Raw genomic sequence first — 14,800 nt, 5'->3', positions numbered from 1 at the left:
GGTGCGGTCCTGCGAGCCGAGGGAGGATGCCGGGATGAGTGGTGCCCGCGACGAGACCGTGGCGGACGCCCCGCCCATCATGGGGAACGTCCCCGGCTCCTATGCCCTGAGCGTCTTCAGGGAACGGCATCCCGTGCTCGTCCGCCAGGTCGCGCGGGCGCTGCCGTACACGCCGGACCGGCGGCGCGCGCTCGACCGGCTGCTCGACGAGGTCGTGCGCGACGTCATGGAGCCGCTGGAGCCGTCGGCGCACGACGGCGCCGCCTGGGCCGAGTGGGGGCGCGGCAAGATCGGCCGCCGCTACGTCGACGTGCCGTTCCTGTGGGGCGAGAGCTACTTCTACCGGAAGCTGCTGGAGGCCACCGGATACTTCGGCGACGGTCCGTGGCGCGGGATCGATCCGTTCGGCCCGATGAAGCAGGCCGAACTCGACGGCCCGGTCGTGGACGGGGAGCTGGCGGCGCTCGACGAGACGGCGACGCTTCCCCCGGGCGAGCGGGCCGAGGCGCTGCTGCTCGGCTCGCTCTGGGGCAACCGCGCCGACCTGTCCTTCGGCGTCACCCTCAAGGGCGACCACGAGAGGGCGGCAGACCTGGTGGTGGACGACCGCCCGCTGCTGTGGTCGCTGATCGAGGCCGCCGCGCCGGGAAGGATCTGCCTGGTCGCCGACAACGCGGGGCGCGAACTGCTGCCCGATCTCGTGCTGGCCGACCACCTCCTCGGCCACGGGCTCGCGGGCGAGGTCGTCCTGCACGTCAAACCGGTTCCGTACTTCGTGTCCGACGCCACCCCGGCCGACGTGCTCGCGTGCCTGCGGCGGCTCGCCGCGGCCCCCGGCCGGGCCGGAGAGGCGGGGGCCCGCCTCTGGGGCGCGATCGAGGAGGGACGTCTCACGCTGCGGGCGCATCCCTTCGCCTGCGCTCCGCTGCCCTACTCGGACATGCCGGACGACCTGCGGGAGGAGTTCGCGTCGGCCTCCCTGACCGTCATGAAGGGCGACCTGAACTACCGGCGGCTCGTCGGCGACCGGATGTGGCCGGCGACCACGCCGTTCGCCGAGGTCACCGCCTACTTCCCCGGGTCGGTCGTCGCGCTCCGCACGCTGAAGTCGGACGCGCTCGCCGGCGTGCCGGAGCGGACGCTGGCGGAACTGGACGCGGCCGGCCGCCCGTGGCGTACCACCGGCACCCACGCCATGGTCCAGGCCCGCCCCTGAACGGCTATCGGCCCTGATACACCGGCGGGCGCTTGTCGCGGAAGGCGCGGGAGCCCTCCTTGGCGTCCTCGGAGCCGATGACCGGCCAGCCGATCGCGTCGGAGACCTTGAACGCCTCGGCCTCCGGCATGCCCAGCGTCTCGCGGTAGGCGCGCAGGATCGCCTGGACGGCCAGCGGTCCGCAGGCGGCCACCTGGCCGGCGAGTTCCCGGGCCGCCGCGAGTGCCTGGCCGTCCGGCACGACCCGGTTGACCATGCCCATCGCGAGCGCCTCGGCCGCCGTGACCGCCCGGCCGGTGAGCAGCACGTCCATGGCGAACGCGTACGGGATCTGGCGCGGCAGCCGTACGGCGCTGCCGCCCATCGGGAACAGCGCCCGCCGGGCCTCGAACAGCCCGAGCGTGGCGCTCTCGCCGGCCACGCGCAGGTCGGTGCCGACGAGCAGCTCGGTGCCGCCCGCCACGGCGTACCCCTCGACCGCGCACACGATCGGTTTGGACGGCAGCGCCTTGGGATCCCGTAGCAGGCCCTTCCAGTGGTAGTCGGGGATCTCGGCGGCCCGGCGGCGCACGCGTTCGTCCTCGGACGGCGTGCCCATGGCCTTGAGGTCGGCCCCGGCGCAGAACGTGCCGCCCGCGCCGGTGAGGATGCCGACCCGCACCTCAGGCTCGTCCGAGATGTACTGCCAGGCCTCGGCGAGCCCCACCAGCATGTCCTGTGAGAGCGCGTTCCTGGCCTCGGGCCGGTCCATCGTGACGATCACCACGTGACCGTCGCGCTCGATCCGGCAGTGCGGGGTGCTGATGGGCAGGAGCTCCACAGGTGTCCTCCATCGGGGCGGCGTCACCGATTCGATCAAACGCTTGTTAGACATGGCGCGCGGGGTTAGTCTGCCCGCAAGAACTAGAACCGATTCTCATCTGAGTCGCTCCGCATTGCCAGGTCTTGTCAGCGTCGTGCCGGCGTGCTTCACTCCGGGGCCGCTCACGCCGCGGACGCCCGGTTGCGGAGCACGAGCGATCCGGAGGGGCGCGCCGCCGATCTGGACTGAGGAGCGCGCGGGAGCGAAGCGACCAAGCGCGACGAGGGACGTGCTCATTGCGTTCCTTCGGCTCGACCAGGCGGAAGTGAGCGCCCCGATGGTGAGCGGGAAACACAGCCGCATAAGGAGCTGGCATATGGGCTCACTCGGTTTCTGGAGGCTCGCGCAGGCCGACCCGGCGTGGATCGCCGCGGTCGATCCGGACGGAACGGAACATCCCGCGGGCGAACTGCTCGCCAGAGCCAACCGCCTGGTGCACGGCCTGCGCGAGCTGGGCCTGCGCCCCGGGGACGGCATCTGCGGCCTGCTGCCCAACGGCGCGGACGGCCTCGTGCTCTACCTCGCCGCCCTGCAGGCCGGGTGGTACTACACGCCGGTCAACTGGCACCTCACCGGGCCCGAGATCGGCTACATCGTCGCCGACAGCGAGGCCGCCGCGTTCTTCGCCCACGAGCGGTACGCCGCGGAGGCCGTCAGGGGCGCACAGGAGGCGGGAATCGCCGCCGACCGGTGCTTCGCGTACGGCGAGGTCGAGGGCTTCCGGCCGGTGGCCGAGCTGACCGACGGCAGGCCGGACACCATGCCCCCCGACCGTACGGCCGGGGCCACCATGCACTACACCTCCGGCACCACCGGCAGGCCGAAGGGCGTGCGCCGCGCGCTCACCGGCCTCGACCCCGACGACTCCGCCGAGCTGATGACGGGGCTGCTGCGGCTGTTCGGCGTGACGCCGGGCCGGCCGAACGCCCACCTGGTCACCTCTCCGAGCTATCACACGGCGGTCACCCAGTTCGCCGGTACGGCGCTGCACATGGGGCACACGCTCGTCTTCATGGACAAGTGGGACGCGGAGGAGACCCTGCGCCTGTGCGAGCGCCACCGTGTGACGAACTCCCACCTGGTGCCGACGCACTTCAAACGGCTGCTGTCGCTGCCCGAGGAGACGCGGCGCTCCTACGACCTGTCGTCGCTGCGGTGGATGATCCACGCCGCCGCGCCCTGCCCGGTGCCGGTCAAGTGGCAGATGCTGGAGTGGTGGGGCGACGTGATCTACGAGTACTACGCCGCCACCGAGGGCGGCGGCACGATCGCCACCCCCGAGGACTGGAAGAAGCGGCCGGGCACGGTCGGAAAGGCCTGGCCGGGCAGCGAGCTGCTGATCGTGGACGACGAGCTCGCCCCGGTGCCCACGGGCACGCCCGGCACCGTCTACATGAAGATGGGCATCTCCTTCGAGTACAAGGGCGACCCGGAGAAGACCGCGGCCAACCGGCTGCGCGATTACTTCACCGTCGGCGACATCGGCTACCTGGACGAGGACGGCTTCCTGTTCCTCTGCGACCGCAAGGCCGACCTGATCATTTCGGGTGGGGCCAACATCTACCCGGCCGAGATCGAAAAGGAGCTCATGGTCCACCCGAAGGTGGCGGACGTGGCCGTGTTCGGCATCCCGGACGACGAGTGGGGCGAGCGGATCATGGCAGTCATCGAGCCCGCGCCCGGCGCCGTTCCCGGGCAGGAACTGGCCGCGGAGATCGTCCTGTCGCTGGAGGGCCGCCTGGCCCACATGAAGTGGCCGAGCATGATCCAGTTCATCGACGAGATGCCCCGCGAGCCGAACGGCAAGCTGCTCAAACGCAAGCTCCGCGCCCCCTACTGGGAAGGCAGGGACCGTGCCATCTGAAGGGACCGTGCCATCTGAAGGGATCGTGCCATCTGACATGTCCGACGACCTGGTCGCGACGCACGTCCTGGAGTTCCCCGGCGGTTACACCCGGACGACCGGGCCCGTCATCGGGCGGTTCCTCACCGAACTGCGCGACCGGCGGCTGGTCGGGGTCCGTACGGCCGGGGGACGGGTGCTGGTGCCGCCGCTGGAGTACGACCCGGACACGGGCGAGTCGGCCACCGATGAGTACGTGGAGGTCGGCCCGGCCGGGACCGTCCAGGCGTGGGCCTGGGTCGGCTCCCCGCGCCCCGGTCACCCGCTCGACCGGCCGTTCGCCTGGGCGCTGATCAGGCTCGACGGCGCCGACACCGCCCTCGTCCACGCGGTGGACGCGGGGAGCCCGAAGGCGCTGCGGCCGGGGCTGCGGGTGCGCCCGCGCTGGCGGGCCGCCACCGCCGGGCACATCACGGACATCGAGTGCTTCCTGCCGGAGGTCACCTCGCTGATCGCGCCCGTACGCGCCGAGTATCGCGTCACGCCGGGCCGGGCGCTCACCCGGTTCCTTGAGGGCGTGCGCGACGGGCGGTTCGTGGGCGGCCGGTGCGCCGAGTGCGCCGCCGTCTACGTGCCCTACCGCGAGTCGTGCCCCGCGTGCGGCTCGGTCGTCGAGGAGGAGGTGGAGGTCGCCGACACCGGCACGGTCACCACCTTCGCGATCAACAACCTGCCCGACCCCCGGGCCCCCGAGGTGCCGTTCGTCTCCGCGTACGTGCTGCTGGACGGCGCGGACACCCCGATGATCGCGTTGATCGGCGGGGTGCCGGCGCACGAGGTGCGGCAGGGCATGCGGGTGCGCGCCGTGTGGGTGCCGCCCGAGGAACGGACGCTGTCGATGACCAACGTGAAGTGGTTCGAGCCGACCGGCGAGCCGGACGCCGACCTGGACGCCGACCTGGACGAGCCCCCGGGAGGTGGTGCCTGATGCGCGAGGTCGCCGTCGTCGCCTTCGCCCAGACCGTCCACACCGGTCACGACACCGGGCTGGCCGAGCCGGAGCTGCTGCTGCCGGTCATCGACGAGGTCAAGCGGGCGACCGGGCTGAAGAGGTTCGGCTTCACGTGTTCCGGCTCGTGCGACTACCTGGCCGGCGCGCCGTTCTCGTTCGTCTCGGCGCTCGACGCGGTCGGCGCCTGGCCGCCCATCAGCGAGAGCCACGTCGAGATGGACGGCGCCTTCGCGCTGTACGAGGCGTGGGTGCGGCTCCAGCACGGCGACATCGACACCGCCCTGGTCTACGGCTTCGGCAAGTCGTCGATGTCGGACATCCGGGAGATCATGACGCTCCAGCTCGACCCGTACTATCTGGCGCCGCTCGGGCTCGACCAGGTGTCGTACGCCGCGCTGCAGGCCGCAGCGGTGAACGCGGACAGAGCGGCGCTGGACGAGATCGTGCGGCGCAGCCGGGCGGACGGCCGGGCCAACCCCTACGCCCTCGACCTGCCCGACCCATCAGGGGAGGAGTTCGAGGTCGAGCCGTTGCGGCCGTACGACGTCGCGCCGGTCACGGACGGTGCGGCGGCCGTGGTGCTGGCCGCCGGGGACCGCGCCCGCGAGCTGGCCGGGCGGCCCGCCTGGATCAGCGGCATCGCGCACCGCGCCGAGCCCCATTACCTGGGCATGCGCGACCTCGCCCGGTCGGTGTCCACGGCCGAGGCGGGCCGGGCGGCCGGGGTGGACAAGGGCCCGGTCGACGTGGCGGAGCTGCACACCCAGTTCAGCCACGAGGAGCCGATCCTGCGCGAGGCGCTCGGTCTGTCCGCCGATGTGACGGTCAACCCGTCGGGCGGGCCGCTCGCCGCCAACCCGGTCATGGCCACCGGCCTGATCCGGATCGGGGAGGCGGCCCGGCGGATCCTCGACGCCGCGGCGGACCGCACGGTGGCACACGCCACCTCGGGCCCGTGCCTGCAGCAGAACCTCGTCGCCGTGCTCGAAGTCGCCGTGCTCGAAACGTCCGCGTAGGGAGTCGCCGTGGGAAACCGCTGTGCCGTCATCGGCGTGGGCCAGACCCGCTACCAGACCAGACGGCGGGACGTGTCGCTGGCCGGGCTGGTCCGCGAGGCCGCCCTGCGGGCACTGGAGGACGCCGGCCTGACGTTCGCCGACATCGACGCGGTCGTCATCGGCAAGGCCCCCGACCTGTTCGAGGGCGTGATGATGCCGGAGGCGTACCTCGCCGACGCGCTCGGCGCGGCCGGCAAGCCGGTGATGCGCGTGCACACGGCGGGCTCGGTCGGCGGCTCGACCGCGCTGGTCGGCGCCTCGCTGGTCCAGGGCGGCGTGCACGGGCGGGTGCTGGTGGTCGCCTTCGAGAAGCAGTCGGAGTCGAACGCCACCTGGGCCCTGTCCACGCACCTGCCCTTCAACGCCTCCCTGGTCGTGGGGGCGGGCGGCTACTTCGCGCCGCACATCAGGGAGTACATGCGCAGGTCGGGCGCGCCGGACCACATCGGCACGCTGGTCGCGGTCAAGGACCGGCTGAACGCGCTGAAGAACCCGTACGCCCACCTGCGCATCCCCGGGATCAACCGGGAGATGGTCGAGTCGACCCCGATGCTGTGGGAGCCGATCCGCTACCTGGAGACCTGCCCGTCGTCGGACGGCGCCTGCGCGATCGTGCTCGCCGCCGAGGACAAGGTGACCGGCACGCCCGCCTGGATCCACGGCACGGCGATGCGCTCGGAGCCCATCATGGTGGCGGGCCGCGACGTCGTCAGCCCGCGGGCCGGCCGCGACTGCGCCGCCGACGTCTACCGCCAGGCCGGCGTCACCGACCCGCGCCGGGAGATCGACGTCGCCGAGGTGTACGTCCCGTTCTCCTGGTACGAGCCGATGTGGCTGGAGAACCTCGGCTTCGCCCCCGAGGGGGAGGGCTGGAAGCTCACCGAGGCCGGATGCACGGCCCTCGACGGCGACACCCCGTGGAACGCCTCCGGCGGCGTGCTGTCGTCCAACCCGATCGGCGCCTCCGGCCTCATCCGCTTCGCCGAGGCGGCGCTCCAGGTGCGGGGCATGGCGGGGGAGCACCAAGTTGAGGGGGCGCGCCTCGCGCTCGGCCACGCGTACGGCGGAGGCGCCCAGTTCTTCGCGATGTGGATCGTCGGCAGCAGTAAACCCTGAGCGCGGGAGGTCCGCCGGATGGAGTTCAACCACGCCGATCTTTTCGAGGGGCTCGCCGACGCCATCGGGGACCGCGTCGCGGTGGTCTGCGGCGACGACCGCCTGACCTACGCCGAGCTCGACGCCCACGCCAACCGCCTCGCCCACCACCTGGCCGCGCACGGCGTCGGCCACGGCACGCACGTGGGCATGCAGCTCTACAACGGCGTGGAGTACGTCGCGGCCCTGCTGGCGACGTTGAAGCTGCGGGCCGTGCCGGTCAACGTCAACTACCGGTACGTCGAGTCGGAGCTGCTCTATCTCTACCGGGACTCCGGCGTCGCGGCCCTGGTGTTCGACGTGGAGTTCGACGACCGGGTCGCGGCCGTGGCCGCGCAGGTCCCCGGGCTGCGTCACCTCGTCGCCGTCGGCGGCCCCACCGCCGTGCCGGGCGCGGTGCCGTACGAGGAGGCGGTGGCGGGGCAGCCAGAGGGCAGGGGATTCCCGCCCCGGTCCGGCGACGACGTGTACGTCATCTACACCGGTGGCACGACCGGCATGCCCAAGGGCGTGATGTGGCGGTCGGAGGACCTGTTCTACGCCTTCGGCGGCGGCAACCCGTACGGCGAGCCGCTGAAGACGCCGGAGGCGGTGATCGAGCAGGCGAGCGCCGCGGCGTCCCCGCTGGTCATGATGACGGCGGCCCCGCTGATGCACGGCGCCGCGCAGGTGGGCACCTTCATCGCCTGGTGGATGGGCGGCACGATGGTGTACGTCCGCAGGTTCGACGCGGCCGCCGTGCTGCGCGCGATCGAGCGGGAGAAGGTCGTCAGCCTGAACATCACCGGCGACGCGATGGCCCGCCCGCTCGCCGACCACATCGCCGCCGGGTCCTACGACCTGTCGTCGCTGTTCGCGCTCAGCTCGACCGGGGCGATCCTCAGCGGGGCCGTACGCGCCCGGCTGGAGGAACTGCTGCCCGGCAGGATGATCCTCGACAACTTCGGCTCGACCGAGTCCGGCTACACGGCGTCCGCCGTCGACGGGTCGTCGCCCGAGACGGGCCTGCGCTACCGGCCCAACGCGGGCGCCTCCGTGGCCGTGCTGGACGAGACGCTCACCCCGGTCGAGCCGGGCTCGGGGCGGATCGGCACGGTGGCCAGGACCGGCCGGATCGCGTCCGGCTACCACAACGACCCGGACAAGACCGCCCGCACGTTCGTGACCGACGCCCACGGCGTCCGGTGGTTGCTCACCGGCGACCTCGCCACGGTCGAGGAGGACGGCACGATCCGCATCCTCGGCCGCGGCTCCCAGTGCATCAACACCGGCGGGGAGAAGGTCTTCCCCGAGGAGGTCGAGGCGGTGCTCAAGGGGCACCCCGCCGTTTTCGACGCCGTGGTCACCGGCATCCCCGACGAACGCTGGGGCTCGCGGGTCGCGGCCGTCGTCCAGCCATACGGCGGCACCGCGCCGACGGCGCAGCAGCTCGACGCCCACTGCCGCAGCCGGCTGTCGGGTTACAAGGTGCCGAGGACGTACGCGTTCGTGGAGGAGATCGTCCGCTCCCCGGCCGGCAAGGCCGACTACCGGTGGGCCGGTCAGGTGGCCGCCGCCGCGCGGTAGGCCTCCTTGTTGACCATCATCTGGATCGGCCCGGAGGCGAACGCGCCCGCGAGCACGAGCCCCACCACGATGGCGGCGATCAGCATCACGTTGGACAGCCAGACCATGGTGGACACCGGCAGCGTGAACGCGCCGATCAGCCGGGCCACGCACTCGGCGAGCAGCACGCCGCCCCAGATGCCGCTGAACCTCCGCTCGGCCCGGCGGAACCGGGCCGACCGCTCCGCGAGCCGGTCCCAGGCGGCCTCCTTCGCCGCGTTTCCCTTGGTGATGAACGGGCGCATGCCCGCCGTCATCACCGGCTGGCGGGTGAACGCCGAGAGCATGATCGCCAGGCTCAGCACGCCGCTGAGGCCGGAGTCCTTGGCGATCATCATGCGGGCGTCGCCGGTGACGAAGCTCAGCGCGATGCCCGCCACGTTCACCGCCAGCGTCAGCCCGGCGAGCCCGTTGAGGGTGCGGTCCCCGACGATCCCGGCGACCACCCGGACGGCCGGGATCACGCCGCTCACGGCCAGCGCGACCACCTCGCTCATACCGAACGCGCCGTGCAGGAGGTAGTAGCACGCCATCGGCGCGGCGACGTCGAGCGCCAGCGGCATGAGCGTCTTGCGGAGGTTGCCCCGCCGGGGCTGCGCGGCTCTCGCCGGGGCGGTGAGGGTCTGCGTCATCGGCTCCTCCGGTGCGTCTCCGTGTGCGCGTCAAGCGTCTCGAAAGCCGGAGGAGCCGGGCAGATTCAGCGATCCCGATTGCGGCAGTACAAATGTCCCGGTCGTCGTCAGAGCTTCCTGGCGCCCTCGGTCGCGAGCGCCGCCACGGCGCCGAGGCCGAGGTAGACGACCCCGCTACCCCGGTCGAGCCGCCGCCGGGCCCGCGCCGAGGAGCGCAGCCGCCCGGCCAGGACCGAGGCCAGCAGCGCGTACGAGCCGTCGCTGGCCATGCCGAGCGCGACCCACACGGCCCCGAGCACGAGCACCTGCGGGGCCACGGGACCGCGTGCCGGATCGACGAACTGCGGCAGGAACGCGAGGAAGAACATGGCCGTCTTGGGGTTCAGCACGTTGACCACGAATCCCTCGCCGAACAGCCGGCGGGGCGAGGCCACCTTGACCTCGGCGTCCTCCGCCTCCGTCCGCCGCACGAGCTTGCGGATTCCCAGGTAGACGAGGTAGGCCGCGCCCAGGTACTTCACGACGGCGAACGCCGTGGCCGAGGCGGCGAGCAACGCGGTGATCCCGAACGCCGCGGCGGCGATGTGGACCAGCGACCCCGCGTGGACGCCGAGGACCGACACCAGCCCCGCCGTACGGCCCTGGGCCACGCTGCGGGTGACGATGTAGAGCACGGCGGGTCCGGGGACCAGGAGCAGCGCCAGCGTGGCGGCCGCGAACAGGGCGAGCGTGGGCAGAGTCGGCATGCTCGGGATGGTACGGACATCGCGCCCGTTCCGGCACGTGGATTTAGAGCAGGGTGAGCACGCGGGGGCCGTCCTCGGTGATCGCGATGGTGTGCTCCATGTGGGCGGCCCGGCTGCCGTCCACGGTGTGCAGCGTCCAGCCGTCGGCGGCCGTGTGGTAACCGTCGCGGCCCCCGGCGATGAACATCGGCTCGATGGCCAGCGCGAGGCCGTGCCGCAGGGGGTAGCCCCGGCCGGGCCGGCCGTGGTTCGGCACCGACGGGTCCTCGTGCATGCGGCGGCCGATGCCGTGGCCGCCGAAGTCCCTCACCATGCCGTAGCCGGCCTCCCCGGCGACCGCGCCGATCGCCGCCGAGATGTCCCCGATGCGGTTGCCCACGGTCGCGGCGGCGATCCCGGCCTCCAGCGCCCGGCGCGTGGTGTCGACGAGCTCCAGGTCGCCGGGCCGGGGCGTGCCCACGATGAACGTGACGGCGGCGTCGGCCGCCCAGCCGTCCAGTATCGCGCCGCAGTCGACGCCGACGACGTCCCCGTCACGCAGCCGGTAATCGGTCGGGATGCCGTGCACGATCGCGTCGTTGACGGACACGCAGATCACGGCGGGGAACGGGGTCGGCGCGAAGGACGGCCGATAGCCGAGGAACGGGGAGCTCGCCCCGGCCTCACGCAGCACCGCCCGCGCCGTCTCGTCCAGCTCGGTGAGCCGCACCCCGATGGCCGCGGCTTTCCGTACGGCGTCGAGCGCGCGGGCCACCACGCGCCCCGCCTCCCGCATCGCGTCCAGCGCGGCGTCGGTCTTGATTTCCACCATGACATGCCCTCCCGGGGTGGCACCAATAGTTATACCGGTATTAGTATCACGGTCATGGTGAGAGTGCCTCTGACCCCCGAGGAGCGGCAGCGGGGGGAGCGGTTCGGCGTCCTGCTCCGGCAGGCGCGCGGCGAGCGCAGCATGGTCGAGGTCGCCGCGGCGGCCGGGCTGTCGGCCGAGACGCTGCGCAAGATCGAGACCGGCCGCGCGCCGACCCCGGCCTTCTTCACCGTCGCGGCGCTCGCCGCCGCGCTGAACCTGTCGCTTGACGAACTGGCCGCCGCCTGCGCTGAGGGCCAGTTCGGCCAGGGACAGGCCGCCGAGTTCCGCCAAGCCGGCTGACGCCCGCCGGCGTCGCCCGGCCAAGGGCGTACGGCGCGGCCCCTATGGCAGACGGGGTGCCAGGCCCTTGCCGTGCGCGCGGCGCCGTACCGCGACGAGCATGAGCCTCCTGATCAGGCCGCTGCCCGGCCGGATGATCCGCCAGTACCGGCGCATCGCCCGGTGCGCGGCAGGGCTCGTCGTGACCACCCTCGTCTCGGTCACCAGCAGCGTCCGCCCGCTGCCCAGGGGGTGCAGGGTGAAGGAGAACGTGCCCTTCGCGTAGCCCGGCTGTGCGAAGGCCGCGAAGTCGGCCGGCCCGGCAAGCCGGGGCTCGTTCACCTTGGCGGGTGGTCGCCACCACCGGCCGGCCAGGCCGACGGTGACCTCGTGTCCGGGCCTCTCCAGCAGGGGGACGAAGCCGCGGGTGAACCGCAGCGACGCCAGTGCGGCCCATACGCGGTCGGCGCTCGCCTCGATGGCGACGGCGTGCCGTTCGGCGAACTCGGGGTCGGGCAGGATCGGCGGTGTCCCCGAGATCTCCCGGTCCAGGTTGTCGAGCAGCGCCTCCACCACCGCGTTGTGCTTGCGCCGGATGACGAGCGGCCACAGCAGGCGCATCGCCCCCAGCGTGCGTCCCCTCACCTCGTGCCGGACCAGCGTGCCGCCCTCGGCCGGAGCGAGGGTGAAGCCGTGGCCCCCGCTGAAGGCGTCCGGGGTGTCGAACCAGAGCCGGCTGCCGGGCTCGACAACTCCGACCCGGTACCTCATCGGGCCATGCCGTACGGGTGCGCCCTCGGCGAGGCCCTCCGGCAGTGCGAACGTGCCGGGGAGCGGCCAGAGGCGGTCGCGCTCCGATCCGAGTGTGCCGAGCACGTCCCATACCTGGTCCGGAGTGGCGGAGACGACTCGTTCGTGCACGTTATGCACCATGGCTGACCTCCATACGCTTGCGTATGGTTCGACTATACGCAAGCGTATGGAAGACTGGCGGCATGGGGAGGGTGAGCGCGCAGGACTGGGCGAGGGCGGCGCTCGACGCCCTCGCCGACGACGGCTTCGCCGCCGTGGCCGTGGAGCCCGTGGCGGCCCGCCTCGGGGTGACGAAGGGCAGCTTCTACTGGCACTTCGCCAATCGTCGGAAACTCATCGAGGCCGCGCTCGGGCTGTGGGAGGCGGACTCCGAACAGATCATCGCGAACCTGTGGGAGATCACCGACCCGGCCCGGCGGATGCGTACTCTCCTCGGTGCAGCCTTCGGCGACCCACGTGACGCCGCGATCGCCTTCCGCCTGATCGGCGCGGCCGACGACCCCGCTGTCGCCGAGGTCGCGCGCCGCGTCACCGCGCGCCGCCTGGAGGTCATGCGGCAGACGCTCGAGGAGCTGGGTCAGCCTCCGGACCTCGCCCGGCGGCGCGTCCTCGCGGGGTACGGCGTCTACGTCGGCGTCGCCGCTCTCCGCCGGATCGGCATGCTCGACGACCCCGCCGAGTTCGTCGAGACGGCCGTCGCCGAGATGGGTCTCGACCTCCCGCCGTGATCCCGCGGCCCCGCTCGGAAGGAGCCGGTCCGCCGCCGTGGCGCGGTCCAAGCCGGCTGACGCCCCGGCCGCGCCGCGTCCCTAGGAGAGCTCGTACACCAGCGAGGTCGTCCCGCCGCCCGCGGGATCGGGCCGCCGTGTGTGCACCCAGAGCCGCGTCGTGCCCCGCACGGGCGCGATGTCGACGATCTGCTCGCCGGGGGCACCCGACGGCAGGGTGGACCTGGTCCATCCGCCGCCGTCGCGCAGGTTGAGGACGTAGGGCGCGCCGGAGGCGGGATGGGCGGCCATCCACACGCCGCCCTCGGGGCCCACGCGCACCGCCGTCAGGCCCGTCCTCGTCAGGTCCGTGCCCACCTGCACCCATCGGGTGCGGTCCCAGTGGAGGACGACGGGGCTGCCGCCGTCCGCCCAGGAGGGCCCGGCCGCCCACGCCTGGCCGTCCGGCCGCGCGGCCAGGTCCAGGTCGCTCAGGTGCGAACGCCCGCGGCAGGGCGGACGAGCGGAGTCGACGGCGCACGGGTAGGGCACGTCCTTCCATGACGCGCCGTCCCAGTGCAGCGTTCTGTCCCCCCGCTCCCGGCTGACGACCCACGCGTCGTCCGGGCGTGCCGCGGCGACCGCGGTGAGGTCGAAAGCCGGCGGCGACGGCTGCCGAGGCCAGGCGTCGCCGCTCCAGCGCAGCACGGTGGAGGGATCCCCGTCCGGGTCCATGCCGGTGACGAACCAGGCGCCGCCCCGCGAGTCGACGGAGATGTCGATCACTCCGTTCCACGTCGCGTTCCGGGAGAGCAGGCGCGCCCAGCGCCCGCCGGACAGCCGCCACAGGTGCTCTGCCACGGTGTCGTACTTCTGGGGGACGCTCACGGCCGCCCAGATCGTCTCCCCGGACGGAGATCCGCCGATCTCGAGCCCCCAGGCCTTGGCGAACTGTGCGGGCAGGCCGGCGCGTCTCCAGGAGGTTCCGTCCCATCGCAGCATCGACCAGCCGGGGCCCGGTCTCCTCCTGATGAACAGCGACACTCCGCCGTCCGCCGCGGGGACCATCGACAACGGAAAGTCCGCGTGGTCCTTGGCGGCGTACCTCAGGGTCCACCGCGACGACGACTCCACGGCGCGGCCGGCCGTCCACCCGGCGTCGTGCCGGGCCGTGTCGGAGGTCGTCGCGGATGCGCACACGAGCACCAGGGCGGCGACTGCTCCCACACCGGTACGCATCCAGACATGATCGCATGAGGGCCGGAGCCCGTCGGGGGGATCGTCTCATCTGAATCTTTCAACGGTCTTCACACGCGGCGGCCTCCCGCCCCGGCGGCCGTCGACGGCGTTCGGCGAGATGAGCGGGGGCGGCCGCCACGCGCCGGGCCGCCCAGGGCGAGAGCGGGCCGCCGGAGTTCCTGTACAGCGGGCGGAGGAGACCCGACGCTGGGAGCATCGCCGCCGATCAGCGGCAACCGGCCCCGGGCGGTTGGTCAGCCTGTCATGGAGGTGCTCGATGCGATCCCCCCACCGCCGGTTACGTCGCTCGGTCGTCCTCGCGGCCGTCGTGGCCGCGGCGTCCGCCGCGACCGGGCTCGTCCAGGGCACGGCCGACGCCGCGCCGTATGCGGCCCGCCTGCTGCCCACCCCGTCTCCGAGCGCCACGCCGAGCGCCACGCCGAGCGTCGTCGTCTCGCCCGCGGAGGTCGTCGTGCCCGAGGGAGGCTCGGCGCTCATCCACATGCGGCTCAGCCAGAGGCCGTCGTACGGCTGGGTGACCGTCGACAGCGAGCGGCTGCTCGGCGACCCGGACCTGTCGATCGGCCCCCGGCTGCTCTTCCCCGCGGACAGGTGGAGCACCTGGCAGTCCCTCATCGTCTTCGCGGAGGAGGACGACGACGCGACGGACGGCACGGCCACGTTCCAGTCCCGGATCAGTCAGCTGCCGGGCAGCGGCGTCGCCGTGTGGACCGCCAGGGAACTGGACAACGACGTCCCCACGCCGAGTCCCACCTGAGC

The 14,800-nt window shown here is 72.7% G+C and carries 15 protein-coding genes; 9 read left to right on the top strand and 6 right to left on the bottom strand.

What is annotated here, in order from left to right; translation table 11 throughout:
- The first annotated feature begins 34 nt into the window (after positions 1-34).
- The gene (locus ABZ857_RS00145) at positions 35-1,216 is read left to right on the top strand and encodes a damage-control phosphatase ARMT1 family protein (RefSeq protein WP_357034952.1); all 1,182 of its coding nucleotides are present in this window, start codon (positions 35-37) and stop codon (positions 1,214-1,216) included.
- A 4-nt stretch (positions 1,217-1,220) separates the two neighbouring features.
- Here the strand turns inward: ABZ857_RS00145 and ABZ857_RS00140 are convergent, their stop codons facing one another.
- Positions 1,221-2,036: a crotonase/enoyl-CoA hydratase family protein gene (locus ABZ857_RS00140; RefSeq protein WP_357034950.1), complete on the bottom strand. Its 816-nt coding sequence runs from the start codon at positions 2,034-2,036 to the stop codon at positions 1,221-1,223.
- 358 nt (positions 2,037-2,394) lie between these two features.
- Between ABZ857_RS00140 and ABZ857_RS00135 the strand changes: the two genes are divergently transcribed.
- The 5 genes from ABZ857_RS00135 to ABZ857_RS00115 are packed head-to-tail and all read left to right on the top strand — an operon-like array spanning position 2,395 to position 8,712.
- Complete coding sequence (locus ABZ857_RS00135) at positions 2,395-3,942, top strand: acyl-CoA synthetase (protein ID WP_357034947.1); 1,548 nt, start codon at positions 2,395-2,397, stop codon at positions 3,940-3,942.
- A 37-nt stretch (positions 3,943-3,979) separates the two neighbouring features.
- The gene (locus ABZ857_RS00130; RefSeq protein ID WP_357034944.1) at positions 3,980-4,909 is read left to right on the top strand and encodes an OB-fold domain-containing protein; all 930 of its coding nucleotides are present in this window, start codon (positions 3,980-3,982) and stop codon (positions 4,907-4,909) included.
- A complete protein-coding gene (locus ABZ857_RS00125) occupies positions 4,909-5,949 on the top strand; it encodes a lipid-transfer protein (RefSeq protein ID WP_357034941.1) in 1,041 nt (346 codons plus the stop codon). Before ABZ857_RS00130 ends, ABZ857_RS00125 begins: the two co-directional genes overlap by 1 nt.
- A 9-nt stretch (positions 5,950-5,958) precedes the next feature.
- Positions 5,959-7,107, top strand: coding sequence for a thiolase domain-containing protein (locus ABZ857_RS00120; RefSeq protein ID WP_357034938.1), 1,149 nt, complete (start codon positions 5,959-5,961; stop codon positions 7,105-7,107).
- 18 nt (positions 7,108-7,125) lie between these two features.
- Positions 7,126-8,712 carry an acyl-CoA synthetase gene (locus tag ABZ857_RS00115; protein ID WP_357034935.1) on the top strand — a complete coding sequence of 529 codons (1,587 nt, stop codon included), beginning with the start codon at positions 7,126-7,128 and terminating at the stop codon, positions 8,710-8,712.
- On the opposite strand, the gene ABZ857_RS00110 is transcribed toward ABZ857_RS00115, so the two are convergent.
- From ABZ857_RS00110 to map, 3 genes are all read right to left on the bottom strand, one after another.
- Positions 8,688-9,383 carry a VC0807 family protein gene (locus tag ABZ857_RS00110; protein WP_357034932.1) on the bottom strand — a complete coding sequence of 232 codons (696 nt, stop codon included), beginning with the start codon at positions 9,381-9,383 and terminating at the stop codon, positions 8,688-8,690. The two genes, ABZ857_RS00115 and ABZ857_RS00110, sit on opposite strands and share 25 nt — an antisense overlap.
- Before the next feature lie 107 nt (positions 9,384-9,490).
- Positions 9,491-10,129: a LysE family translocator gene (locus tag ABZ857_RS00105; RefSeq protein WP_357034929.1), complete on the bottom strand. Its 639-nt coding sequence runs from the start codon at positions 10,127-10,129 to the stop codon at positions 9,491-9,493.
- Positions 10,130-10,172: 43 nt separating this feature from the next.
- Complete coding sequence (map, locus tag ABZ857_RS00100; protein ID WP_357034926.1) at positions 10,173-10,940, bottom strand: type I methionyl aminopeptidase; 768 nt, start codon at positions 10,938-10,940, stop codon at positions 10,173-10,175.
- A gap of 54 nt (positions 10,941-10,994) precedes the next feature.
- Here map and ABZ857_RS00095 point away from each other — a divergent pair, with 54 nt between their 5' ends.
- Positions 10,995-11,282, top strand: a complete 288-nt coding sequence (locus ABZ857_RS00095) for a helix-turn-helix transcriptional regulator (protein ID WP_357034923.1) — start codon at positions 10,995-10,997, stop codon at positions 11,280-11,282.
- A gap of 42 nt (positions 11,283-11,324) precedes the next feature.
- On the opposite strand, the gene ABZ857_RS00090 is transcribed toward ABZ857_RS00095, so the two are convergent.
- Entirely contained in the window at positions 11,325-12,182 is an 858-nt protein-coding gene (locus tag ABZ857_RS00090) for a hypothetical protein (RefSeq protein WP_357034920.1), read from the bottom strand.
- Positions 12,183-12,256: 74 nt separating this feature from the next.
- Here ABZ857_RS00090 and ABZ857_RS00085 point away from each other — a divergent pair, with 74 nt between their 5' ends.
- On the top strand, positions 12,257-12,802 hold the full coding sequence (locus ABZ857_RS00085; protein WP_357034917.1) for a TetR/AcrR family transcriptional regulator: 546 nt from the start codon (positions 12,257-12,259) through the stop codon (positions 12,800-12,802).
- An 81-nt stretch (positions 12,803-12,883) separates the two neighbouring features.
- On the opposite strand, the gene ABZ857_RS00080 is transcribed toward ABZ857_RS00085, so the two are convergent.
- A complete protein-coding gene (locus tag ABZ857_RS00080) occupies positions 12,884-14,020 on the bottom strand; it encodes a hypothetical protein (protein WP_357034914.1) in 1,137 nt (378 codons plus the stop codon).
- A gap of 277 nt (positions 14,021-14,297) precedes the next feature.
- Between ABZ857_RS00080 and ABZ857_RS00075 the strand changes: the two genes are divergently transcribed.
- Positions 14,298-14,798, top strand: a complete 501-nt coding sequence (locus ABZ857_RS00075; RefSeq protein WP_357034911.1) for a hypothetical protein — start codon at positions 14,298-14,300, stop codon at positions 14,796-14,798.
- Positions 14,799-14,800: the final 2 nt, after the last annotated feature.

It is taken from the genome of Microbispora sp. NPDC046933 (genome assembly GCF_040644635.1).
In the GTDB taxonomy this organism is placed as follows: Bacteria; Actinomycetota; Actinomycetes; order Streptosporangiales; family Streptosporangiaceae; genus Microbispora.
The sequence above is the reverse complement of the archived record's forward strand: the minus strand, read 5'-3'. Positions and strand labels throughout refer to the sequence as shown.